This window comes from Inquilinus sp. 2KB_23, assembly GCF_052115705.1.
Classification (GTDB): domain Bacteria; phylum Pseudomonadota; class Alphaproteobacteria; order DSM-16000; family Inquilinaceae; genus Inquilinus; species Inquilinus ginsengisoli_A.
Genome location: NZ_JBFRHF010000047.1, coordinates 1 through 23,688, shown reverse-complemented (window position 1 = coordinate 23,688; position 23,688 = coordinate 1). Strand labels below are relative to the sequence as shown.

Here is a 23,688-nt window from a genome sequence, read left to right as displayed (position 1 = left end):
GGCTTGTTGGCCGGCATAGGCTGGTTTGTAGTCTCCGGCGGCGCCGCTGTTGCGCTTCAGCTCCCGAGACACGCTCGATGGCGCGCGATCCAGAGCTGCAGCGATTTGCCGGAGCGAGGCTCCGGCGGCGTAAAGGCGGGCAAGCTCACACCGGTCCTCGAGGCTGAACTGTCGGTAGCTTCGTCCCATCGCAACACCCCCTTCAAAGGGTGTTGCACTTCGTTTGTGAAGTCAGGGGATCTCGTAGCGGCTTGATCTGCAGAAGATTCCCGCTTTCGCGGGAATGACGGCCAAAGGGTGGAACGCTGTTCTGAAAAGGTCTCGCGAGCGGGAGAGGCAACGCACGAAGACGCTCGATATCCCGTCAGCCATTGATCCTCGGCACTCGCCAGCTCCGGATTCCGGAATGCGTGTCCGCTCGTCCAGGGACGCCCGAAGCGGGTTTCATCGCGCCGGCACCGGTGGCAGCGTGGCTTCAGATCACGAGCTACCGCACACAGGCAGGTGGACGATGAAGGCAATCGTTGTGACGGACCAGGCGGCGGGAACGGCCGGGATGAAGCTGGCCGAGCGGCCCGAGCCGCAGGCGGCGATCAACGACGTCGCCGTCGAGATCCATGCATCGGGATTCGTCCCGACCGAGCTGGCATGGCCCTCGACCTGGACCGATCGCCGCGACCGCGACCGGACACCGTCGATCCCCGGGCACGAGCTGGCCGGCGTGGTCACCGCTCTCGGCTACGGCACGACGGGACTGTCGGTGGGACAGCGGGTGTTCGGCCTCGCCGACTGGTACCGCGACGGCACGCTGGCGGAGGCTGTCGCGATCGAGGCCCGCAACCTCGCTGCGCTGCCGGGCGACGTCGACTTCACGGTGGGCGCGAGCCTGCCGATCTCGGGCCTGACCGCGTGGCAGGGACTGTTCCAGCACGGCCGCCTTCAGGCGGGGCAGAGCGTCCTCGTGCACGGCGCGGCCGGCGCGGTCGGGTCGATGGTGACCCAGCTCGCCAAAGAGGCCGGCGCCCACGTCATCGGCACCGGACGCGCCGCCGACCGTCAGGCGGCGCTCGACTTCGGCGCACAGGAGTTCGTCGACCTCGACAACGAAATCCTGGAAGACATCGGCGCCATCGATCTGGTGTTCGATGTCATCGGCGGCGACATCGGGAAGCGATCCGCAGGCCTGGTCCGCGCCGGGGGAGCGCTGGTGTCCGTCGTCGGGCCGGCCGAGGTGCGGCCGACCGAAGGCCTGGCGATCGATTTCGTCGTCGAGGCCGACCGCGGCCAGTTGGGTGACATCGTCCAGCGGGTGCGGGACGGACGCCTGCGACCGCATATCGGCACCGTCGCGACCCTCGACGATGCCGTCGCCGCCTTCAACCCGACCGCGCGCCGCCCGGGCAAGACGATCATCCGAATCCGTCCGTAGGCGGCACGCGCCTCAAGCGACACGCGCCTATCGAAGCATTCGGCCGGCCGGGCGTTGCCCGGGACGGCCGGCTGCGCCCAGTTGGACGCGCCCGGGACAAGCCGGGACGCGATCCATGGCTCCTGGCATGAGATGCCGGACAGGCTCCATCCCGGCAGCATTCCAGAAGAGAGAGAGCGGACCGCTCTTTTGCTTCAACCCACCATCGATCCATAGAAATCACCATGTCCAACGGAACCGCCATGACCAACGCCGTCATCGACTGCATTTTGAGCCGCAGCGCCGCCAAGTACTACGACCCTGCCGCCAGCTTGAGCGACGACCAGATCCGCGAGCTGGTGCGGATCGGCACCACCGCGCCGACATCCTTCCACCTGCAGAACTGGCGCTTCATCGCCGTGCGCACGCCCGAAGCGAAGGCCCGGCTGAAGCCGATCGCCTGGAACCAGCCCCCCATCACCGACGCGGCCGTCACCTTCATCATCTGCGGCCAGCTGGCGGATTCCAGCGTGATCCCGGAGCGCCTGGCGCCGCTGGTGGAAGCGGGGATCATGCCGGCGGCGATGGTGCCGGAATGGGAGATCCCGGCCCGCGGCCTGTATCGGGACTACCCGCAGCGCCAGCGCGACGAGGCCGTGCGCTCCGGCGCCATCGGCGCGACGGCGATAATCTACGCGGCCCGCTCGCTGGGCCTGGGGTCGACGCCGATGATCGGCTTCGACGCCGAGGCGGTGGCCCGCGAGTTCGGACTGACCGAGGACGAGGTGCCGGTCATGCTGCTGTCGGTCGGGCCGGAGCGTCCGGGAAACTGGCCGCAGAAGCCGCGCCGCCCGGTGGCCGAAGTGCTGGATTTCGTCTAATTTTCCGTAAAATCAGTGACTTGTGGAGAATACGATGGCAAGAGCCGTGGCTCTCAAGCCGGAACAGGTCTCGGCCGATTCGAAGTCGACTCTCGATGCGTTCACCAGGAACATCGGGTTCACCCCGACCATGATGGCGACCTTCGTGCAGAGCCCGATCGCCTTCAACGCCTGGGCCGCCCTGCTCCTCTCCTTGAGCAAGGCGCTCGACGTGAAGACGCGTGACAGCATCGGCCTCGCCGTCTCCGAGGTGAATGGCTGCAACTACTGCCTGACGGTCCACAGCTTCACGGCCGAGCATCTGGCCAAGCTGCCGGCGAATGAGATCATCCTTGCCCGCAAGGGCCATGCCAGCGACCCGAAGCGGGATGCCGCCGTCCAGTTTGCCCGCAAGGTGATCGAAACCCGCGGCCATGTCGGTGACGCCGATCTGAAAGCCGTCCGCGATGCCGGCCACACGGATGCGAATGTCATGGAGATCGTCGCGCTGGTGGCCATGTACTCCCTGACCAATTTCTTCAACAACGTGTTCGATCCCGAGAAGGACTTTCCCGCCGTGACACCGGCTGGGTCGGTCTGAATTCCGCAATTCGGTGGTTGGGTTCGCGTCGGCGAACCCAACCTGCACTCTCAATCCTGGGTTTCGCCCTCCAGCGGCGTCGCCAGCATCGACGGGCGGCGGCTGAAGGCGTCGTACCAGGCCGACAGGCGTGGGCGGCCCGGGCGAAACGGCGGCAGGCGGCGGAACTCCAGCCAGCTCAGCGCCGTCGCCAGCGCGATCTGGCCGAGATCGACCGGGCCGTCGAGATCGACCTCGCTCTCGATGAAGTCATAGGCCGCGACCAGCTTCGCCGCCTGGCCCTCGGCCAAAGCGGGATAGCGCAGCGCTTCCGGCCGGCGCTCCGTCTCCCAGCGCAGGGCGATGCCGGCATCGGCCAGGCCCTGGGCGATAGCCTGCGACCGCAGCGTCAGGGCCCGGGCCCGACCCGCGGCCGGGATCAACTTCGGCCCGTCATGCAGGCTGTCCAGGTGGTCGCAGATCACCACGGAATCGAACAGCGCCAGCCCGTCGTCGCAGACCAGCACCGGCACCTTGCCCAGCGGGTTGGCGGCGAACACGGTGTCGTTGCGCCGGGTCGGGCTGGTCTCGTGGTGGATCACCTCGATCCGGCCGGCCAGCCCGGCCTCATGCGCCATCACCAGCACCTTGCGGGCGTAGGGGGAATGGGTCTGGTACAGCAGCTGCATCGGTCGGCCCCGGCCTGGATTGCGGTCTCGCGACCCTATCCGCCGGCCGGCGGGATGTTGCGCCTGATTGTCCCGTGGCAGCGCAAAGTTCTTGCGTGGGCGCTTATCCGATTCGCCCGACCTTCATCCTGGGATCCATCAGGTCGCGCAGCCCGTCACCGATCAAGTTCAGGCCCAGCACGGCGACGGCGATGGCGAGGCCGGGGAACACCGCCTGCAGCGGCGCCTGGGCCAAGAGGGTCTGGGCGTCCAGCAGCATCTTGCCCCAGCTGGCCTGCGGCGGCTGGGTGCCGAGGCCGAGATAGCCCAGCGCCGCCTCGGCCAGGATGGCGATGGCGAACTGGATGGTGGCCTGCACGATCAGCGCATTGGCCATGTTCGGCAGCACGTGGCGCAGCGCGATGTCGATGCGCGACCGACCCAGCGACTGGGCGGCGCGGACGAAGTCGCGGCCGTACACCACCATCGCCGCGCCGCGCGACACCCGGGCGAAGACGGCGATGTTGAAGATGCCGATGGCCAGGATGGCGTTGACCGCGCCGGGGCCTAGGAGGGCGGTGATCAGGATGGCACTGAGGATGGCCGGGAAGGCGAAGGTCAAGTCGATCGCCCGGCCCAGGATCTCGTCGGTCCAGCCGCGCCTTGCTGCCGCCCACAAGCCCAGCGGCAGCCCGGCGGCCAGGCCGATGGCGACCGCGACCACCCCGACCGCGACCGAGGTGCGGGCGCCGACCATCAGCCGCGAGAGGGTGTCCCGCCCCAGCTGGTCGGTGCCCAGCCAGTGCAGCGCGCTGGGTGTCTGCAGCTTCTGGGGGATGGCGATGGCATTCGGCGCATAGGGCGTCCAGACGAGGCTCAGCAGCGCCATGCCGACGAAGACCAGGCACAGTGCCAGGCCGAGGATGAAGCCGCGATGGGTCAGCAGCCGGACCATCGTGTCACCCCGCCTGCTTCGGCCGCGGGTCGATCACGGCATAGACCACGTCGATCAGGAAATTCACCACGACGACGATGGCGGCCAGCAGCACCACCACGTCCTTGACCACGATCAGGTCGCGCTGGGCGATCGCCTGGAACGCGAGGCGGCCCAGGCCGGGCAGGGTGAAGACGTTCTCCACCACCACCGCGCCGGCCATCAGGAAGCCGAACTGCAGCCCGATGATGGTGGCGACCGGGATCAGCGCGTTGCGCAGCACGTGGCGGCGCAGCACCGCGCCCTTCGACAGGCCCTTGGCCCGGGCGGTGCGGACATAGTCCTCGCGCATCGTCTCCAGCATCGCCGAGCGCACCACGCGGGCCAGGATCGCCGCCTCGGTCAGGGCCAGGGCCAGGGCCGGCAGCACCAGCGCGTGCAGGGCACCGCCCCAGCCGGCGGACCAGCCGGGGAAGCCGCCGGCGCCGAACCAGCCCAGCTGCAGCGCGAACAGCCAGATCAGCATGATGCCGACCCAGAAATTGGGCACGGCGAGGCCGAGCTGGCTGAACCCCATCACCCCCCAGTCGCCGACCCGGTTGTGCTTGATCGCCGCCAGCATGCCCAGCGGCAGGGCCAGGAGGGTGGACAGGGCCAGCGCGAACAGCGCCAGCGGCGCCGTCACCGCCAGCCGGTCGCCGATCAGCTGCGCCACCGGCAGCTTATAGGTGTAGCTGGTGCCGAGATCGCCGGTCAGCGCGCCGCCGACCCAGTCGAGGTAGCGGACCGGCGCCGGCCGGTCGAGGCCCATCTGGCTGCGCAGGGCCGCCAGCGTGTCCTCGCGCGCCTCGGTGCCCAGCATCAGCAGGGCGGGGTCGCCGGGCAGCACCTCGAGCACGGTGAACACCACGATCGAGGCGGCCACCAGGGTCAGCAGCAGCGTCACGAACCGCCGCGCCAGGAAGGCCAGCATCAGGGGCTCCGGGCCGCGAAGAGGGGGCGAGGGCCGCTTCTCCGAGATTGCCTCTCCCGCTTGCGGGAGAGGTCGGAGACGCGAAGCGGCTCCGGGTGAGGGGATGGCGGCCTCACCGAAAGCGCCGCTGGACCGGGAAGGAGCGCATGATCCGCCCGCCCCTAAAACTCAGATTCTGGTGTCGCGGCCGGGCTGCCCTCACCCGGTCTCGCTGCGCGAGCCCGACCTCTCCCGCAAGCGGGAGAGGCAATCTGCTCTCTCGTCCGAAGGCTGCCCTGCCGATCCCGGATGTGAGAGTCCGATAGCCCCTTGCGGGAAGCGGGACTGAAAGGGAACGGCAGCGCCTTTCTCATTCGGCCCAATACGCCCCGGTCATGTCGTTGGCGGCGATCGGGCTGTTCTGCCACATCCCCATCAGCTTGGCGTTGCGCACCCCGGTCTTGGCCAGCTGGAACAGGAATATCGCCGCCTCGTCGTCGGACAGGATCTGCTGCGCCTGCTGGTACAGCGCCTTGCGCTGCTCCGGATCCACCGCGCTGTTCAGCTGCTGGATCACCTGGTCGAAGGCCGGGTTGTCGTAGCCGAAATAGTACTTGTCCTTGCCGCGGGCGTAGATGCCGATGTCCAGCGCCTCGGTGTGCGAGACGATGGTCATGTCGTAGTCGAAGCCCTTGAACACCTGCTCCAGCCACTGCGCCCATTCCACCGGAATCAGCTCGACCTGGACGCCGATCTCGGCCAGCTGGGCCTGGATGATCTCGCCGCCGCGGCGGGCATAGCCGGGCGGCGGCAGCTTCAGCGTCGCCTTGAAGCCGTCGGGATAGCCGGCCTCGGCCAGCAGCGCCTTGGCCTTCGTCGGGTCGTAGGGATAGGCGCCGGTCAGGTCCTTGTACGCGGCCTCATAGGGCGCGAAATGGCTGCCGATCGGGGTGCCGTAGCCGAACATGGCGCCGTCGATCAGCGCCTTGCGGTCGATCGCCATGGCCAGCGCCCGCCGCACCTTGACGTCGTCGAACGGCTTGCGGCGCTGATTCACCGCCATCACCGTCTTGCCCGCAGTGGTGCCGATCTCGACCACGAAGCGCGGATCGGCCTTGAACTGGTCCAGCGTCTCGGGCGCCGGCATGTTGGGGAAGGCGTCGATGTCGCCCGACATCACGGCGGCGGAGGCGGCGGCCGGGTCGGCGACGAAGCGGAAGATCAGCTTGTTCAGCTTGGGCGCCGGCCCGGCATAGGCATCGGTGCGCTCCAGCGTGACATGGTCGCCCGGCACCCATTCGACGAATTTGAACGGGCCGGTGCCGACCGGCTTGGTGCTGTCGGTCGGTGCCGAAATCGACGACACGATCACCGCCGCCGCCTGGCCCATATTGAACAGGAACATCCCGTCGGGATGCGACAGGGTCACCACCACCTGGTCGGCCGCCGGGGTGTCGACCGACTTGATCGGCTCGAAGAAGGCCTTCTGCGGGTTGGTCGAATCCGGGGCGCGGGCGCGGTCCAGCGAGAACTTGACCGCGTCGCTCTCGAATTTGGTGCCGTCGTGGAAGGTGGCGCCGTGGCGCAGCGTGAAGGTGTAGGTCAGCCCGTCGTCTGACACCTTCCACTCGGTGGCCAGGCCCGGCTGCACCTGGCCCTGGCCGTCGATCCGGGTCAGCCCCTCGAACAGGTTGGCGTAGACCACCTCGGCGATGGCCGCGGCGGCGCCGGCGGTGGGGTCGAGGTTCGGCGGCTCCAGCACCATGCCGATCACGGCCTGGTCCTTGGCCGCCAGCGCCGGCGTCGCGATCAGCCCGACCGCCAGCGTGGCGGCTGCGAGCATGCCCCTCATCCCCATCGTCATCTCCCTGTCCGGCCGGTTTCGCTGTCGGCCGGTCCGAATCCGGTTGGTCGCGCCGCGATGATGACAGCCCGGTCGGGCTGGGTTCAAGGCTTGGCCGCACCCCAGCGTTCGCGCCAGGCCGGGTGCGGCCCCAGCGTTTCGGCATGCCAGACCCCGCGGGCGATGGCCCGGGCGACGCAATCCGCGGCGATGGCGCCGATCCGGGCCAGCGCCACGGCCCGCGGCTCGGGCAGCGCGCGGGCGCCGGTGGCCAGGGCGAAGATGGTGTCGCCGTCCATCGGCGTGTGCACCGGGCGGATGGCGCGGGCCAGCCCGTCCTGCGCCATGATTGCCACGCGCTGGGCCTCGGCCTTGGTCAGGATGGCGTCGACCGCGACGATGCCGATCGTGGTGTTGCCGCCCAGATCGGGCTGGGGCGAAGCGGTGCCGACCGCAGGAGCGGCGGCGGGATGGCGGAAGAATTCTGGCTCGGGCGAGGCCGGGCCGGTCGGGCGGTGCGGGCCGCCGAACTCGCTGTCCTGCTCCCAGGGCCACGCCCAGAAGGTGCCGTCCGGCATGGTCACGGCGCCGACCGGGTTGGCCGCGACCAGGGCGCCAACGGTGATGCCGGTCTCCGGGTCGACCGCCGAGGCGGTGCCCAGCCCGCCCTTGCAGGTCGCGGTCTTGGCGCCGGTGCCGGCCCCGGCATTGCCCTGGCGGACCTCGGTGCCGGCGGCGTCGCAGGCGGCGAGGGCTAAAGCGCGGTAGGGCGGGGTGTCGCCCCAGCTCTTGTCACCGCCATTGGCCAGGTCGAACAGGATCGCGCCGGGCACGATCGGCACGTGCAGGCCGGCCACCGGCAGGCCGCGGCCGCGCGCCGCCAGCCAGGAGACGACGCCGGAGGCGGCGTCGAGGCCGTAGACCGAACCGCCGGCCAGCACCAGCGCGTCCACCGCCTCGACCATGCAGGTCGGGTCCAGCGCGTCGGTCTCGCGGGTGCCGGGCCCGCCGCCGCGGACATCGACCCCGGCGACGCAGCGCATCTCGGGCAGCAGCACGGTGACGCCCGTGCGCGCGGCCAGGTCCTCGGCCTGGCCGACCCGCAGCCCGGCGATGTCGGTGATGGCGTTGCGCGGGCCGGGGCGGATGGTCATGGTCTCTGGCCTTCGGTCGTGCTCCGGCCAGCCATCGGCTCAGGCCGACCGCACGTCAAGCTCGTCCAGCCGTTTCGCCTTGTAGATGGCGAAGGACAGCGCCCAGGCGGCGATGAAGATGCCGATGATGACGAAGCCGAGATTGTTGAAGTTGTCGTTCAGCGCCCCGACCGCGTCCCAGAAGCCGCCGCTCAGCCCCAGCTTGTCGCCGATCAGGCCCAGCGCCTCGATGCCGCCGATCAGGATGGCCACGATCACCGACACCAGGGTGATGGTCATGTTGTAGTACAGCTTGCGGATCGGCTTCACGAACGCCCAGTCATAGGCGCCCAGCATCATCACCCCGTCGGTGGTGTCGACCAGCGACATGCCGGCGGCGAACAGCAGCGGAAACACCAGGATCGCCTCGAACGGCACGCCCTTGGTGGCCTGGGCGGCCGAGACCCCGAACACCGCCACCTCGGTCGCGGTGTCGAAGCCCAGGCCGAACAGGAAGCCCAGCGGGAACATGTGCCAGCTGCGGGTCACCAGCCGGAACACTGGCCGGAAGATCCGGGCCAGGAAGCCGCGGTTGTTCAGCAGCATGTCGAGGTCCTGCTCGACATAGGCGCCGCCGCGCCGGACCTGGCGGTAGCTGCGGTAGATCGAGACTAGGATGACGATGTTCATCGCCGCGATGGCGAACAGGAACAGGGCCGAGACCGCGGTGCCGATCACGCCGCTGACGCTCTGGAAGCTGTCGAAGCCGTCCAGCAGCGATGCCGCCAGGGCGACGGCGCCGGCGGCGATGACGACCACGGTGGAATGGCCCATGGCGAAGAAGAAGCCGATCGTGACCGGGCGCTGCCTCGCCTGCATCAGCTTGCGGGTGACGTTGTCGATGGCGGCGATGTGGTCGGCGTCGACCGCGTGGCGCAGCCCCAGCCCGTACACCACCAGGGCGACGCCCAGCAGGGCCGGCTTGTCGTAGAAGCTCAGCAGCGCCCACAGCCAGGCGCCGAGGTTGAGCGCGATCAGCACCGCATAGATCGTCACCAGCCGGCCGCGCAGGTCGGGCGCGCTCTCGTCCAACAGTCGTTTGATCTGGGTCAGCACCGGGGGATCCCATCCGTGACGTTGCAGGCCATCGCAGCGCTCCCCCTGCCGCCGGGACCCGCCGCGGCGTCGGGCGTCGTCACCCGGCCGCGGTTCCGTCCGATCCCGTGCGGAAAACCATCGGCGAAAAGGTTAGGCTTGCCGCTTCGGACCGGTCAACGCATCGGTCGGCGCGCCGATCGGCAAATCGGCGTTATGCGGCAATCGATCACGGCGATTTGCGTCCGGCGGCCGAATCCCTATGCTCCGCCGCCATGACCGACCTGCCGACCATCCGCCTGCAGCCCGGCCGCGACAAGCGCGTCGCCGCCGGCCACCCCTGGATCTTCTCCAACGAGATCGCCATGACCCCGGACCTGCGCGAGGTGCCGCTGGGCGCCCCGGTGCGGGTCGAGTCGGCGAACGGCAAGGCGCTGGGCGTCGGCGGCTTCAACCGGCACGCGTTGATCGCCGTCCGCATGCTGCACCGCGACCCGGGCATGGCGATCGACACCGCCTTCCTGCGCCGCCGCCTGGCCGCGGCCGTGGCCTTGCGCGACGGGCTGTTCGACCGGCCCTTCTACCGCCTGATCCATGCCGAGGCCGACGGGCTGCCCGGGCTGATCGTCGACCGCTACGGCGACGTGCTGGTGGTGCAGAGCAACACCGCGCTGATGGACCGGCTGGAAGGGCCGCTATGCGATGCGCTGGAGGAGCTGCTGAAGCCCCGCGCCATCGTGCTGCGCAACGACAGCGCCGTGCGCAGCCTGGAAGGGCTGGCGGAGGAGGTGCGGGTCGCCCGCGGCGCCCTCGACGGCCCGGTCGCGGTCGAGGAGAACGGCGCGGTGTTCGAGGCCGACCCGCTCGGCGGCCAGAAGACCGGCTGGTTCTTCGACCAGCGCGACAACCGCGCCTTTGTGGCCAAGCTGGCGCGCGGCCGGCGGATGATCGACGTCTACACCCACACCGGTGGCTTCGGCATCCAGGCGGCGCTGGCCGGCGCCGCCGCGGTGACGCTGGTCGACCGCTCGGCCCCGTCGCTGGAGCTGGCGGCGAAGGCGGCGGCGGCCAACGGCGTCGCCGACCGGGTAACGACGGCGCGGGGCGAGGCCTTCGCCGAGATCGAGCGCCGCGGCGGCGAGGGCGAGCGCTGGGAGGTGGTGGTGGTCGACCCGCCGGCCTTCGTGAAGTCGAAGAAGGACCTCGCCGCCGGGTCGCGGGGCTATGCCAAGCTGACCCGTCTCGCCGCCCGGATCACCGCGCCCGGCGGCTTCCTCTGCGCCTTCTCCTGCAGCCATCACGTCGACCCGGTGCTGTTCGCCGAGCAGGTGGCGCGCGGCCTGGTCGATGCCGGGCGCACCGGGCGCATCCTGCGCCAGTCCGGCGCCGGGCCGGACCATCCGGTGCACCCGCTGCTGCCGGAAAGCGCCTATCTCAAGGGCATCGTGCTGCAGCTGGACTGACGAGCCCTCTCCGCCCGGGGTTGACAAGCCGGCCTCCAGCCGCTGGTCTAGACCAGACAAGAGGGGGAGGCCCAAGACCATGAACACCATCGCATCGCGCGCGCTGCTGGCCGGCGCCGCGCTCATCGCCCTGGCTGGCGCAGGGCTCACCGACGCCGCCCGGGCCGAGGACGTCACGCTGACGATCGAAAGCTGGCGCAACGACGATCTCAAGATCTGGCAGGACAAGATCGTCCCGGCCTTCGAAGCGTCGCATCCCGGCATCAAGCTGAACTTCGCGCCCTCGGCCCCGACCGAATACAACGCCGCGCTGAACGCCAAGATGGAGGGCGGGGTGGCCGGCGACATCATCGCCTGCCGCGCCTTCGACGCCTCGCTGGCGCTGTTCCAGAAGGGCCATCTGGCCCCGGTGAACGACCTCAAGGGCATCGAGAACTTCACCGACGCGGCCAAGACGGCGTGGAGCACCGACGACGGCAAGACCACCTATTGCGTGCCGGTCGGCTCGGTCATCGGCGGCTTCATCTACAACAAGAAGATGTTCGACGATCTCGGCCTGGCCCCGCCGAAGACCCAGGCGGAATTCCTCGCCCTGCTCGACAAGATCAAGGCCGCCGGCGACGTGCCGCTGTCGCTCGGTAGCGCCGACCAGTGGGAGGCCGCGACCATGGGCTTCCAGAACATCGGCCCTAACCACTGGCACGGCGAACCCGGCCGCAAGGCGCTGATCGCCGGCACCGCCAAGTTCACCGACGCGCCCTATGTCGCGGCCTGGGCCGAGCTGGCGACGTGGAAGCCCTACCTGGCCGACGGCTACCAGGCGCAATCCTACCCCGACAGCCAGAACCTGTTCACCCTGGGCCGCGCCGCGATCTACCCGGCCGGGTCGTGGGAGATCCCGCTGTTCGAGGCCCAGGCCGACTTCCCGCTCGGCGCCTTCCCGCCGCCGGTGGAGAAGGCCGGCGATCCCTGCTTCATCTCGAACCACACCGATATCGGCTTCGGCATGAATGCCGGCGGCAAGCACCCCGAAGCCGCGCGGGCCTTCCTGGAATGGGTGGCGTCGGCGGAATTCGCGACGCTCTACACCAACGCCCTGCCGGGCTATTTCACCCTGTCGACCCACAAGGTCGAGCTGAAGGACCCGCTGGCGGCGCAGTTCCAGAGCTGGAAGGACAGCTGCGGCTCCAACATCCGGCTGGCGCACCAGATTCTGTCGCGCGGCAAGCCCAATGTCGACCAGGCGATCTGGAACGTCTCGGCCCAGGTGCTGAACGGCACCCTGACCGCGGAACAGGCCGGTGCCAAGGTGCAGGAGACCCTCGACGCCTGGTACAAGCCGCCGGGGAAGTAGGCCGGCACCTATCTCTTCTTGTCATGCCACGGCTTGACCGTGGCATCCAGGGGCGGCCAGAGCGGCTTTCCGTGGCCCCTGGATTGCCGGGTCAAGCCCGGCAATGACAGAAAAGAGATGAGGCGCGGCGCGATCCCCCTACGCGGCCACCCTCGCCAGCAGCAGCAGGCGGCGGAAGGGGAACAGGGTGCTGCCGTCCGGCTGCGGCGGATAGGCCTGGGCCAGCCGGGACGCGTAGGTGGCGATGAAGGCGTCCAGCTCGGGGCCCGACAGCGCCGCCATCACCGGCAGCAGCGCGGTGCCGCGCACCCAGTGCAGCACCGGATTGTCGCCCTTCAGCACGTGGAGATACTCGGTCTCCCAGATGTCGAGGGCGGCGCTGCGCGGCGCCAGCAGGTCGTAATAGGCGGACGGCATCCCGACCGGCGGGCGGCGCAGCCGGATCTTGCCGGCCCAGGGCGGCTCGGTCGCCAGCGCCCGCATCAGCACATGGCTCGGCGCGTCGAAGTTGCGCGGCATCTGCACCGCCAGCACCCCGCCGGGGGCGAGGAAGGACAGCAGGCGCGGAAACAGCGCCTCATGCCCCTCGACCCATTGCAGCGCGGCGTTGGAAAAGATCAGGTCGACCGGCTCGGCCGGCGCCCAGTCGGCGATGTCGGCCTCGACCCAGTCCAGGTCCGGATGGGTCGCCCGGGCCTCGCGCAGGGCGTTGCGGTCGCGGTCCAGGCCGGTGACCGCGGCGCGGGGCCAGCGTTCGGCCAGCTGCGCCGCCAGGGCGCCGCTGCCGCAGCCGAGATCGACGATCCGCTTCGGCGCGATGTCCGGCAGCCGGGTGATCAGGTCAAGCCCCGGCTGCAGCCGGGGACCGGCGAACTTCAAGGTCTGTGCGGGATTCCATTCCATCACAAAGTTCTACCGGAAAACCGGCGCCAGGCGTATCCCTTCGCGTCGAACGGCCGGGTTGCCCCCGCGGCCCGGTCACGCATGACCGGGTCGGGGCGGATCGATTGACTCGGGCGCCCCTTCTGCCTATAACCCGCGACCTTTTGCGTCCGGCAGGACGTGAGTAGAGCTATCCGGAGTTCCGATCGTGAAGAGAACCTTTCAGCCCAGCAAGCTGGTGCGTGCGCGCCGCCATGGCTTCCGCGCCCGTATGGCGACCGTCGGCGGCCGTCGCGTCCTGTCCAATCGTCGCGCCAAGGGCCGGAAGCGCCTCTCCGCGTAATCCGGGCTCCGGCAGATTTGCCGTGGCAGATCTGCCGACTGCAAGCATGGGCAGGATTTTCGGTTCCGCGAATCCTGCCTGGCCGGGGTGACCGGATGCGCGTCCGCCTTGACGATCCTTCCCTGATCCGCCTCGGCCGGCTGAAGAAGCGGGCCGAGTTTTTGGCCGTGGCCGCGACCCGCCGGAAATGGGCGGCGCAGGGCGTCATCGTCCAGCTTCGCCGCTGGGACGGGGCGCCGGGCGAAGGCGCCGAGGACGGTCCGGACGGCTGCGACGTCCGCGTCGGCTACACCGCCAGCCGCAAGGTCGGCAATTCCGTCATCCGCAACCGGGCGCGTCGCCGCCTGCGCGCCGCCGCCGCCGAGGTGCTCGGCCGCCGGGCCGCGCCGGGCCACGACCTGGTGCTGATCGCGCGCAGCGAGACCGTGCGCCGCCCCTTCGCGTCGCTGGTGGCCGATCTCGACCGGGCGCTGGAGAAGCTGGGCGCCGTGCGCCGGGAGCCGGCCGAGGCCGCGGGTCAGGGGGCGTGAGCCCGCTGGCCCATGTGCTGCGCGGCGCGGTGATCGGCTATCGCTACAGCCTGTCGGCGCTGATCGGACGCAACTGCCGCTTCGCGCCCACTTGCTCCGCCTATGCGATCGAGGCTATTGAGCGGCACGGTGCGATCGTCGGGGGCTGGCTGGCCCTGCGGCGCATTGCGCGTTGCCACCCCTGGGGCGGATCGGGGTATGACCCCGTGCCCGATGCCCCGACCAAGACTGCCGGCGGACCCGGCCGCGATTCGTGCTGCGGCCCGGCCCACCGACAGATGACCGCCCCTGATTGATTGACCGGCCGGCCAGACTATCGGGCTGGCGCCGGGACCGGAGCTTCGATGCGATGACCGACCAGAAGAACCTGATCCTGGCGATCGCCCTTTCGCTCGCCATTCTGCTCGGCTTCCAGTTCCTGTTCCCGGGATCGACGCCGGCGCCGACCCCTGAGCAGCAGCAGCAGACGGCGACCACCACCTCGACCGCCTCGCCCCAGGCGCCGACCGCGATCGGCTCGGGCCCGGTGGCCCCGGTCGAACGGTCCCAGGCCCTGGCCCAGACCCAGCGCGTCAAGATCGACGCGCCGCGCATGCACGGCTCGATCAACCTGACCGGCGGCCGGCTCGACGACGTCACCCTGCGCGACTACCGCGAAACGGTGGATCCGAACAGCCCGGAGATCGTGCTGCTGACGCCGCGCACCGCGGCCTCGCCCTACTACGCCGACTATGGCTGGGCGCCCAGCGACCCGTCGATCCCGGTGCCCGGCACCGACACGGTGTGGACCGCCGACCGCGAGACCCTGACGGCCGACGCGCCGGTGGTGCTGAGCTGGGACAACGGCCAGGGGCTGGTGTTCCAGCGCGCGATCTCGGTCGACGCCAACTACATGTTCACGGTGGTCCAGCGCGTGGTCAACAACACCGGCAAGCCGGTGGAGCTGGCGCCCTATGGCCGCGTGCTGCGCTTCGGCACGCCGGTGACCCAGGGCTACTACGTGCTGCATGAGGGCCCCTACGGCGTCTTCAACGGCACGCTGGACGAGAAGACCTACAAGGACATCCAGGACGACAAGGCGGTCCGCCACACCACCACCGGCGGCTGGCTCGGCTTCACCGACAAGTACTGGCTGGTGGCGCTGGTGCCGGACCAGGCGGCCAAGGTCGACACCCAGTTCCTGCACCAGTCGGACGGCGAGGGCCGCTACCTCGCGACCTACCAGGGCGAGGCCCAGACGGTGGCCCCCGGCCAGACGCTGGAATCGACCGGGCGCCTGTTCGCCGGCGCCAAGGAAGTCGACCTGATCAGCAGCTACGCCGACACGCTGGGCATCACCAAGTTCGATTTCGCCATCGACTTCGGCTGGTTCTGGTTCCTGACCAAGCCGTTCTTCAAGATCCTCGCCTGGATCCACAGCGTGGTCGGCAATTTCGGCCTGTCGATCATGATCTTCACCCTGGCGCTGAAGCTCCTGTTCTACCCGCTGGCGGACAAGTCCTACCGCTCGATGGCGAAGATGAAGGCGCTGCAGCCCGAGATGGTGAAGCTGCGCGAGCGCTTCGCCGACGACAAGGCCAAGCAGCAGCAGGAGCTGATGGCGCTGTACAAGCGCGAGAAGGTCAACCCGGCCGCCGGTTGCCTGCCGATCGTGATCCAGATCCCGGTGTTCTTCGCGCTCTACAAGGTGCTGCTGGTCACCATCGAGATGCGGCACGCGCCGTTCTTCGGCTGGATCCACGACCTGTCGGCACCGGACCCGACCACGGTGTTCAACCTGTTCGGCCTGATCCCGTGGACGCCGCCGTCGATGCTGATGATCGGCGCCGCGCCGATCATCATGGGCTTCACCATGTTCCTGCAGCAGAAGCTGAACCCGGCGCCGGCCGACCCGGTCCAGGCCAAGGTGTTCATGCTGCTGCCGGTCGTGTTCACCTTCATGCTCGCGCATTTCCCGGTCGGGCTGGTGGTGTACTGGGCCTGGAACAACACCCTCACGATCCTCCAGCAATGGTCGATCATGAAGCGGATGCATGTGAAGATCTCGGGCGGGCTCGAGGAATCGGCCGAACCGGCGCCGTCGCTGCCGCCTTCGGTGACCCGGAAGAAGAACGGCGACGGCACGCCGAAGACCGGCGGCGCCACCCGCAAGCCGGCAGGCCGCAAGGGGTGACCGACCCCCAGGCCGGCCCGGCCCAGCCCGGCGAGACCAAGGCATACAGCGCCGCGGCGATCGAGGCGGGCCGGCTGCTCTTCGCCCAGGAATGCCACTTCACCTGGGGGGCTGCGGCGTTGGACGGCCTGCCGCCGGCGGGGCTGCCGGAGATCGCCTTCGCCGGCCGCTCCAATGTCGGCAAGTCCAGCCTGGTCAACGCCCTGACCGGGCGGAAGACCCTGGCCCGCACCAGCCACACCCCGGGCCGCACCCAGCAGCTGAACTTCTTCGACCTCGGCGGCCGGCTGGCGCTGGTCGACCTGCCGGGCTACGGCTACGCCAAGGTGTCGAAGTCGCTGGTCGCCAGCTGGACCGAGACGCTCAAAGGCTACCTGCGCGGCCGGGTCACCCTGCGCCGTGCCCTGGTGCTGGTCGACGGCCGCCACGGCATCAAGGATTCCGACGGGGACATCCTGAAGCTGCTCGACGACACCGCCGTCGCCACCCAGGTGGTGCTGACCAAGATGGACAAGGTCGGCAAGGGCGAGCGCGAGCGCCGGATCCCGGAGGTCGAGGCGGTGCTCAAGGCGCACCCGGCGGCCTTCCCGCATGTGCTGTTGACCAGCAGCGACAGCGGCGAGGGCATCCCCGAGCTGCGGGCCTTTCTCACGGATATCGCCCAGCACGGTTGATCGCGGCCCCGCGGTCGGGCATGAGAGGGACGCCGGCAACTAGCTCGCAGGATTCGAGCCCGATGACCAAGCCTTTCGCCGCCCCGCCCATCCTCCCCGCCGCCTCGCTCGACAAGGCCAACACCCTGGTCGAGGCGCTGCCCTTCATGCGCCGCTACGCCGGCGCCACCTTCGTCATCAAGTATGGCGGCAACGCCATGGGCGATGATTCGCTGACCGAAAGCTTCGCCCGCGACGTGGTGCTCTTGAAGCAGGTCGGCATCAACCCGGTGGTGGTGCATGGCGGCGGGCCGCAGATCGGCGCGATGCTGGAGCGGCTGAACATCAAGTCGGAATTCGTCGACGGGCTGCGCATCACCGACCGCAACACCGTCGATATCGTCGAGATGGTGCTGTCCGGCAACATCAACAAGTCGATCGTCTCGGCGATCCAGGCGGTCGGCGGCAAGGCGGTCGGCGTCTCCGGCAAGGACGGCGCGCTGATCTCGGCTCGCAAGCTGCAGCGCACCAAGCGCGACCCCGACAGCAACATCGAGCGCATTCTCGACCTCGGCTTCGTGGGCGAGCCGGCCTCGGTCAACCCCGAGATCCTCGAGGCGTTCGAGGACAGCGACTTCATTCCGGTGATCGCGCCGATCGGCGTCGGCCCGCGCGGCGAGAGCTACAACATCAACGCCGACACCGCCGCCGGCGCCATCGCCGCGGCACTGAACGCCACCCGCTTCTTCCTGTTGACCGACGTCGCCGGCGTGCTCGACAAGGACAAGGTGCTGATCCACGAGCTGCCGCTGGCCCGGGCGCGCGAGCTGATGACCGACGGCACCATCTCCGGCGGCATGATCCCGAAGATCGAGACCTGCATCTCGGCCGTCGACCAGGGCGTCGAAGGTGCGGTGATCATGGACGGCCGCGTGCCGCATGCCGTGCTGCTGGAGGTCTTCACCGAAGGGGGCGTCGGGACGTTGATCCGGGCGTAAGCCCGCGCGTGAGGCTCCCCTTATCCTGTCATTGCCGGGCTTGACCCGGCAATCCAGGGGCCACCCAGAGCGGCATCGACATTTCCTGGATGCCCGGGTCAGGCCTGGGCATGACAGAATGGAATTGGGGGAAAGAGGTCAGGGCCGCCCTGCGTCGTTCCCTACGCCTCAATCAACTCTGCCACGACGTCCAGCAGCACATCCGCGCCGGCCGCGAGGTCGGCCGGTGCGGTGAACTCCGCCGGGTTGTGGCTGATGCCGCCGCGGCTGGGCACGAAGATCATCGCCGCCGGCGCGATCCGGGCGATCATCTGCGCGTCGTGGCCGGCGCCGGAGGTCATGCGGCGATGGCCCAGGCCGCGCCGCGCCGCCGCCGCCGCGACCAGCCCGACCAGCGCCGGGTCGAACCGCACCGGCCGGAACCGCGCCAGCCGCTCGGTCGCCACCGTCACCCCCTCCGATTCGGCCAACCCCTCCAGGAAGCGCGCCAGCGCGTCCTCCGCGGCCTGCAACCGCTCCTCCTCCGGGTCGCGCAGGTCGACAGTGAAGACCGCGCGCGACGGGATCACGTTGATTGCGTCGGGCTCGAAGCGCAGCGACCCGACCGTGGCCAGGGTGCCGGCATTGGCGCCCGCCACCCGGTCGCGCAGATGGGCGATCACCCGCGCCGCGGCCAGCCCGGCGTCGCGGCGGGCAGCGATCGGCGTGGTCCCGGCATGGTTGGCGGCGCCCGCGATCGTCACCCGCTGCCACGAGATGCCCTGCAGCGAATCGACCGCGCCGATGGCCAGCCCCGCCGCCTCCAGGATCGGGCCCTGCTCGATGTGCAGCTCGAGATAGCGATGCGGGCGGATCGCGCCGGGCGCCAGGTCGCCGGCATAGCCGATGCGGGCCAGCTCCTCGCCCAGCACGCAGCCGTCGGTGTCCACCGCGGCCAGCGCCGCATCGATGTCCAGCCCGCCGGCATGGACCAGCGACCCCATCATGTCCGGCTGGAACCGCACCCCCTCCTCATTGGTGAAGGCGGCGACCGCGATCGGCCGCGCCGGGGCGGCGCCGGCCTGCCGCAGCGCCTCGACCACAGCCAGCCCCGCCAGCACGCCGTAGCAGCCGTCATAGATCCCGGCGTCGATCACGCTGTCGATGTGGGAGCCGATCATGACGGGGTCGGCAACCTGGGAGACAGGCCACAGGCCGAAGATGTTGCCGATGCGGTCGATCCTGACGTCCAGCCCGGCCTCGCGCATCCAGCCGGCCAGCAGGTCGCGGCCCTCGCGATCGGCATCGGTCAGGGCCAGCCGGGTCAGCGCGCCCGACGTGGTCCGGCCGACCGCCCCGAGTCGCTGGAGCCGGTCGAGCAGGCGGGCATGGTCGATCGCGGGGGCGTTCATGTCGGGTCCGAAGCGGTTGCCGCGGCAGGATATCGCGCCCGGCGGTCGATCGGTTTGCGTATCCGTCCGCGCCGCGCAAAGGCTTTGCGTGGGTCATGGCGCGGCTTCCGGTGGCCGGCGGCATCCTCTAGGGTTTGCCGGACGAATGCCCGGGAGGACCGCATGGCCGACACCATCACCTATCTGACCACCACCCGATTCGGGTCGGGCGCGGTCGAGCTGCTGCCGCAGGAGCTGGCCGAGCTCGGCATCCGCAAGCCGCTGCTGGTCACCGATCCCGGGCTGGCGGCGCTGCCGCTGTTCGGCCGGGTGCGCGGCATGCTGCCGGCGGAGCATGCGGTGTTCGCCGAGACTCCGGCCAACCCGACCGAGGCCGCGGTCGACCAGGCCTTCGACGCCTACCGCCATGCCGTCTGCGACGGCCTGGTCGCGCTGGGCGGCGGCTCGGCGATGGACCTGGCCAAGGCGGTGGCCCTGCGCGCCACCCATGCCGGGGTGCTGGCCGAATACGCGCTGATCGAAGGCGGCGCCGGCCGCATCGGGCCGGTGTCGCCGCTGATCGCGGTGCCGACCACCTCCGGCACCGGCAGCGAGGTCGGGCGCGGTGCCCTGATCACGCTGCGCGACGGCCGCAAGCTGGCGCTGATCAGCCAGCACCTGATCCCCGCCCGGGCGGTCTGCGACCCCGAGCTAACGCTGGGCCTGCCGCCGCTGCTGACCGCGGCCACTGGCATGGACGCGCTGACCCATTGCATCGAGACCTTCCTGTCGCCGCGTTACAACCCGCCGGCCGACGCCATCGCGCTGGACGGCGCCGCCCGGGTGATGCGCTTCCTGCCCCGCGCGGTGGCGGAAGGCGGCGACCGCGAGGCCCGGTCGGAGATGATGATGGCGGCGCTGCAGGGCGGGCTGACCTTCCAGAAGGGGCTCGGCGCGGTGCACGGCCTGTCGCACGCGCTGGGCGCGATCAAGGACCCGGTGCTGCACCACGGCACGCTCAACGCCGTGATCCTGCCGGCGGTGCTGCGCTTCAACGCGCCGTCCGTGGGCGACAAGTATGCCCGGCTGGCGGCGGCGATGGGGCTGGCGGACGGGGCGGACCTCGCCGCCGCGATCGAGGCGCTCAATCTCCGGCTCGGCCTGCCGGACAGCCTGCGGGCGATGGGGGTGACCGAGGCGCATCGCGAGCGCGCGGTGGCCGGGGCGCTGGCCGACCACTCCACCGCCAGCAACGCCCGGCCGGTGGGCCGCGCGGAGTACGAGGCGCTGTTCGACGCCGCGCTCGGGCTTTGAGTGAAATTTTTCAGGGGGTGGGAACCTCCCCCCTGGCGAGGCGTTCTAGGAGTGCACGTCCGCATCGTGCATGAACCTCCCTGTTCAACTCGGGCCGGCCTTCGGGGCCGGCCTCCTTCTTTTTGGGCCTCCGGCCCCACCCCAATCGGGTCGTAGCTGAGACCGCCCGCCCTCTGATACCCAGGCGCGGGGTGGTGAGCCTCCGAGTCGGGATGAGGGTTGAGATGGCGCGCGCGAGATTGCGGGATCTGGGGATTTCGATCGGCCTGTTGCCGCCCGGCCCGAAGAACGGCATCACCGATGTCCCCGGGGTGCTGGTCGGCCAGGTGACGCTGGTCGAGGACTCGCCGCATATCATCCGCACCGGCATCACCACCATCGTGCCGCAGGACGGCGCGATCTGGCGCCGCAACCTGTTCGCTGCCGGCCATGTGCTGAACGGCAACAGCGAGGTCACCGGGCTGACCTGGATCAACGAGTTCGGGCTGCTGTGCGGCCCGCTGGCGCTGACCGGCACCTTCTCGATCGGCGCGGTGCACGAGGGCATGGTCGACGCCGAGCTGACGCTGGACACCGGGGCCGACTTCAAGATGCCGCTGGTGTCCGAGACCTATGACGGCTGGCTGTCGGAGAGCGAGAACTTCGTGCTGCGGCCGCACCACGCGCTGGAGGCGCTGAAGGCCGCCACCGCCGACCCGGTCAAGGAGGGCAATGCCGGCGGCGGCACCGGCACCAACGCGCATGAGTTCAAGGCCGGCACCGGCACCGCGTCGCGCCTGGTCGCTTTGGGCGGCGAGGAATGGACGGTCGGCATCCTGGTGCAGACCAATTACGGCGATCGCGAGCGGCTGGTGCTGGACGGCGTGCCGGTCGGGCGCGAGATCCCGGTCACCGACATCCCCAGCTGCTTCGCCGAGCGCAAGGTCGACGGGTCGATCCTTGTGGTGATCGCCACCGACGCGCCGCTGCTGCCGCACCAGCTGAAGCGGCTGGCCCAGCGCGCCGGCCTCGGCTTGGCCCGGGCCGGCGGGCTGGGCTGGCCGGGCAGCGGCGACGTCTTCATCGCCTTCTCCACCGGCAACGACCTCGGCCAGGCCACCGATCCCGGCCGCAAGCTGCCGGTCGAGGGCTTGCGCATGCTGCCCGATTTCGCGTTGCAGCCGCTGATGGGGGCAGTGGTCGAGGCGACCGAGGAGGCGATCTGGAACTCGCTCTGCGCCGCCGAGACCATGACCGGCCGCAAGGGCCGCACCAGCCACGCGCTGCCGATCGAACGGCTTCCCGACATCATGCGGCGCTACGGCCGCACTTGACGGCGGGCCCCCTCGGGATTCTTGTGTCGGCATCGACCGCCACGGCCCGTCAGGACTCATGCGCCGCTCCTTCGCCCCGCTGCTCGCGCTTTTCCTCGCTTTGCCGGTCGGGTCGACCCGGGCGGCGGAAACCAAGCTGCCGATCCCCCGATTCGTCTCGCTGAAGTCGGACGAGGTCAACCTGCGCACCGGCCCCGGCACGCGCTATCCGATCGAATGGGTGGTCAGCAAGAAGGGCCTGCCGGTCGAGGTCATCGCCGAATTCGACACCTGGCGCCGGGTGCGCGACTGGGAGGGGATCGAAGGCTGGGTGCAGCAGGCGCTGCTGACCGGCCGGCGCAGCCTGGTGGTGACCGGCAAGGACGAGCAGCCGATCTACAACGAGCCCAGCGAGGGCTCCGGGCTGATGGCCAAGGCCGAACCCGGGGTGATCGGCGCGCTGCTGCGCTGCCCGGGCGCCGGAGGCCAGGCCGACTGGTGCTATGTCGACCTCAAGGGCTACCGCGGCTGGATGCGCCGCGCCTCCTTCTGGGGCGCCTATCCCGGCGAGAAGGTGGAGTAGGGGGCGGCAGCGTTTCGCGCCGCCTTTCCGCCTCTGAAGCCTTTCGGCATACCCAACACCGTCATTGCAAGCGCAGCGAAGCAATCCATCGGGCCGCTTGTGTGGCGCCATGGATTGCTTCGTCGGCTTCGCCTCCTCGCAATGACGAAGAAGAGGCGGGAGAGGCGACGCGCCCGCCATCCGCCCAAAAAAGAACCCCGCCGAAGCGGGGTTCTGCATTCCGGTAGCGCGGCGCTGGGATCAGAGATTGCTCTCGACCCAGTTGAACAGCGCACCCTTCGGCACGGCGCCGATCTTGGTGGCCGCGACCTGGCCGTCCTTGAACAGCATCAGGGTCGGGATGCCGCGCACGCCATATTTCGGCGGGGTCATCGGGTTTTCGTCGATGTTCAGCTTCACGACGCTGACCTTCTGGCCGAGTTCGGCCGAGATTTCCTCGAGCGCCGGGGCGATCATCTTGCACGGACCGCACCATTCCGCCCAGAAGTCCACCAGAACCGGACCCGAGGCGTTGAGGACGTCGGTTTCGAAGCTGTTATCCGAGACGGGCTTCGTGCTCATGAGAATTCCTTGCCTTAGGGGCGGGGACGCCACCTCACCATGTCGAGATAGGGTAGGGACGGGAACAGAACAAGGTCAAGCCGATGCGCCGGGGGCATGCCGGTCAAGCGCCGGGGGCGGGAGCTCCATGAGTCTCGGCCCTTCGGTCCACAACAGCGCGCAACGCACGGATCGGCCGGGATAAACCAGGCGCAGCGCGGCCCGGTAGGCCGCCATCTGCACCAGATAGGCGCGCGGCACGGCGTCGACGCTGGCCGGGGGCGGCCGGTTGGTCTTGTAGTCGACCACCAGCACCGACTCGGGGCCGACCACCAGCCGGTCGATCTGGCCGGACAGGGCGCGGCCCCCGACCAGGCCCACCACCGGCACCTCGGCCCGGCTGCCGGGGCCGAACAGGGCCTCGAATCCCGGCTGCTCCAGCACGGCCAGGGTGGTGGCCACGATCTCGGCCTGCTCCGCCGGGTCGCGGTCGTGATGCGGCCGGGCCAGATAGCGCCGCGCCGCCTCCTCCCGCGCCTCGGGCGGCAGGTCGGGCAGCGCCTGCAGCAGGGCGTGGATCAGCGCGCCGCGCCGGAACCGGCCCTCGTCGGTGCCGTCCAGCGGCGACCGGGCCGGCGGCTCGGTCTCCGGCCGCGACGGGGTCAGCGGCCGGGTCGGCTCGGGCTCGGCCGGCGCCGGGCGGTGCAGCCAGTCCCAGTC

At 69.9% G+C, this 23,688-nt stretch carries 25 protein-coding genes; 14 read left to right on the top strand and 11 right to left on the bottom strand.

The features are described 5' to 3' along the window. Positions 1-189 (bottom strand): helix-turn-helix domain-containing protein (locus AB4112_RS34945; protein ID WP_441726986.1); only part of this gene is annotated, 189 nt, incomplete at its 3' end. Between the two features lie 367 nt (positions 190-556). Here AB4112_RS34945 and AB4112_RS34940 point away from each other — a divergent pair. The 3 genes from AB4112_RS34940 to AB4112_RS34930 all read left to right on the top strand — a co-directional run bounded on the left by AB4112_RS34940 (position 557) and on the right by AB4112_RS34930 (position 2,869). Then, positions 557-1,429: an NADP-dependent oxidoreductase gene (locus AB4112_RS34940; RefSeq protein ID WP_441726984.1), complete on the top strand. Its 873-nt coding sequence runs from the start codon at positions 557-559 to the stop codon at positions 1,427-1,429. Between the two features lie 224 nt (positions 1,430-1,653). Next, positions 1,654-2,289, top strand: coding sequence for a nitroreductase family protein (locus AB4112_RS34935; protein ID WP_441726982.1), 636 nt, complete (start codon positions 1,654-1,656; stop codon positions 2,287-2,289). A 34-nt stretch (positions 2,290-2,323) separates the two neighbouring features. Further along, positions 2,324-2,869, top strand: coding sequence for a carboxymuconolactone decarboxylase family protein (locus AB4112_RS34930; RefSeq protein WP_441726980.1), 546 nt, complete (start codon positions 2,324-2,326; stop codon positions 2,867-2,869). Positions 2,870-2,919: 50 nt separating this feature from the next. Here AB4112_RS34930 and AB4112_RS34925 read toward each other — a convergent pair whose 3' ends face one another. The 6 genes from AB4112_RS34925 to AB4112_RS34900 all read right to left on the bottom strand — a co-directional run bounded on the left by AB4112_RS34925 (position 2,920) and on the right by AB4112_RS34900 (position 9,494). After that, the gene (locus tag AB4112_RS34925; RefSeq protein WP_441726978.1) at positions 2,920-3,537 is read right to left on the bottom strand and encodes a glutathione S-transferase family protein; all 618 of its coding nucleotides are present in this window, start codon (positions 3,535-3,537) and stop codon (positions 2,920-2,922) included. A 103-nt stretch (positions 3,538-3,640) separates the two neighbouring features. Further along, complete coding sequence (locus AB4112_RS34920) at positions 3,641-4,471, bottom strand: ABC transporter permease (protein WP_309798824.1); 831 nt, start codon at positions 4,469-4,471, stop codon at positions 3,641-3,643. 4 nt (positions 4,472-4,475) lie between these two features. Further along, a complete protein-coding gene (locus tag AB4112_RS34915; RefSeq protein WP_309798826.1) occupies positions 4,476-5,423 on the bottom strand; it encodes an ABC transporter permease in 948 nt (315 codons plus the stop codon). 349 nt (positions 5,424-5,772) lie between these two features. After that, positions 5,773-7,245, bottom strand: coding sequence for an ABC transporter substrate-binding protein (locus AB4112_RS34910; RefSeq protein ID WP_441726975.1), 1,473 nt, complete (start codon positions 7,243-7,245; stop codon positions 5,773-5,775). Positions 7,246-7,349: 104 nt separating this feature from the next. Beyond that, the gene (locus tag AB4112_RS34905; protein WP_309798830.1) at positions 7,350-8,399 is read right to left on the bottom strand and encodes a P1 family peptidase; all 1,050 of its coding nucleotides are present in this window, start codon (positions 8,397-8,399) and stop codon (positions 7,350-7,352) included. Between the two features lie 39 nt (positions 8,400-8,438). Beyond that, on the bottom strand, positions 8,439-9,494 hold the full coding sequence (locus AB4112_RS34900; RefSeq protein ID WP_309798832.1) for a HoxN/HupN/NixA family nickel/cobalt transporter: 1,056 nt from the start codon (positions 9,492-9,494) through the stop codon (positions 8,439-8,441). 254 nt (positions 9,495-9,748) lie between these two features. Between AB4112_RS34900 and AB4112_RS34895 the strand changes: the two genes are divergently transcribed. Further along, the gene (locus AB4112_RS34895; RefSeq protein WP_309798834.1) at positions 9,749-10,936 is read left to right on the top strand and encodes a class I SAM-dependent rRNA methyltransferase; all 1,188 of its coding nucleotides are present in this window, start codon (positions 9,749-9,751) and stop codon (positions 10,934-10,936) included. Positions 10,937-11,015: 79 nt separating this feature from the next. Continuing rightward, a complete protein-coding gene (locus AB4112_RS34890) occupies positions 11,016-12,290 on the top strand; it encodes an ABC transporter substrate-binding protein (RefSeq protein ID WP_309798836.1) in 1,275 nt (424 codons plus the stop codon). 138 nt (positions 12,291-12,428) lie between these two features. Here AB4112_RS34890 and AB4112_RS34885 read toward each other — a convergent pair whose 3' ends face one another. Then, positions 12,429-13,193 carry a methyltransferase domain-containing protein gene (locus tag AB4112_RS34885; protein WP_309798838.1) on the bottom strand — a complete coding sequence of 255 codons (765 nt, stop codon included), beginning with the start codon at positions 13,191-13,193 and terminating at the stop codon, positions 12,429-12,431. A 187-nt stretch (positions 13,194-13,380) separates the two neighbouring features. On the opposite strand from AB4112_RS34885, the gene rpmH reads away from it, so the two are divergent. The 6 genes from rpmH to argB all read left to right on the top strand — a co-directional run bounded on the left by rpmH (position 13,381) and on the right by argB (position 17,869). Next, positions 13,381-13,515, top strand: a complete 135-nt coding sequence (rpmH, locus tag AB4112_RS34880; protein ID WP_138887974.1) for a 50S ribosomal protein L34 — start codon at positions 13,381-13,383, stop codon at positions 13,513-13,515. A 95-nt stretch (positions 13,516-13,610) separates the two neighbouring features. Beyond that, positions 13,611-14,045 (top strand): ribonuclease P protein component, encoded by a 435-nt coding sequence (gene rnpA / locus AB4112_RS34875; RefSeq protein WP_309798841.1) that lies wholly within the window; start codon positions 13,611-13,613, stop codon positions 14,043-14,045. Next, complete coding sequence (gene yidD / locus AB4112_RS34870) at positions 14,042-14,341, top strand: membrane protein insertion efficiency factor YidD (protein WP_309798843.1); 300 nt, start codon at positions 14,042-14,044, stop codon at positions 14,339-14,341. Before rnpA ends, yidD begins: the two co-directional genes overlap by 4 nt. A 53-nt stretch (positions 14,342-14,394) precedes the next feature. After that, positions 14,395-16,218 (top strand): membrane protein insertase YidC, encoded by a 1,824-nt coding sequence (gene yidC / locus AB4112_RS34865; RefSeq protein ID WP_309798845.1) that lies wholly within the window; start codon positions 14,395-14,397, stop codon positions 16,216-16,218. Then, positions 16,215-16,892, top strand: coding sequence for a ribosome biogenesis GTP-binding protein YihA/YsxC (gene yihA, locus AB4112_RS34860; protein ID WP_309798847.1), 678 nt, complete (start codon positions 16,215-16,217; stop codon positions 16,890-16,892). Before yidC ends, yihA begins: the two co-directional genes overlap by 4 nt. A gap of 62 nt (positions 16,893-16,954) precedes the next feature. After that, a complete protein-coding gene (gene argB / locus AB4112_RS34855; RefSeq protein ID WP_309798848.1) occupies positions 16,955-17,869 on the top strand; it encodes an acetylglutamate kinase in 915 nt (304 codons plus the stop codon). 161 nt (positions 17,870-18,030) lie between these two features. Here the strand turns inward: argB and AB4112_RS34850 are convergent, their stop codons facing one another. Next, complete coding sequence (locus tag AB4112_RS34850; RefSeq protein ID WP_441726969.1) at positions 18,031-19,260, bottom strand: Zn-dependent hydrolase; 1,230 nt, start codon at positions 19,258-19,260, stop codon at positions 18,031-18,033. 162 nt (positions 19,261-19,422) lie between these two features. On the opposite strand from AB4112_RS34850, the gene AB4112_RS34845 reads away from it, so the two are divergent. From AB4112_RS34845 to AB4112_RS34835, 3 genes are all read left to right on the top strand, one after another. Then, a complete protein-coding gene (locus AB4112_RS34845; protein ID WP_441726967.1) occupies positions 19,423-20,553 on the top strand; it encodes an iron-containing alcohol dehydrogenase in 1,131 nt (376 codons plus the stop codon). Between the two features lie 224 nt (positions 20,554-20,777). Further along, a complete protein-coding gene (locus AB4112_RS34840) occupies positions 20,778-21,866 on the top strand; it encodes a P1 family peptidase (RefSeq protein WP_441726964.1) in 1,089 nt (362 codons plus the stop codon). A 58-nt stretch (positions 21,867-21,924) separates the two neighbouring features. Then, positions 21,925-22,428, top strand: a complete 504-nt coding sequence (locus AB4112_RS34835; protein ID WP_309798856.1) for an SH3 domain-containing protein — start codon at positions 21,925-21,927, stop codon at positions 22,426-22,428. Between the two features lie 240 nt (positions 22,429-22,668). On the opposite strand, the gene trxA is transcribed toward AB4112_RS34835, so the two are convergent. Both trxA and AB4112_RS34825 read right to left on the bottom strand, forming a co-directional pair. Continuing rightward, a complete protein-coding gene (gene trxA, locus AB4112_RS34830; protein WP_309798858.1) occupies positions 22,669-22,989 on the bottom strand; it encodes a thioredoxin TrxA in 321 nt (106 codons plus the stop codon). Between the two features lie 75 nt (positions 22,990-23,064). Continuing rightward, on the bottom strand, positions 23,065-23,688 hold a 624-nt coding region (locus tag AB4112_RS34825; protein WP_441726960.1), incomplete at its 5' end, for a PD-(D/E)XK nuclease family protein.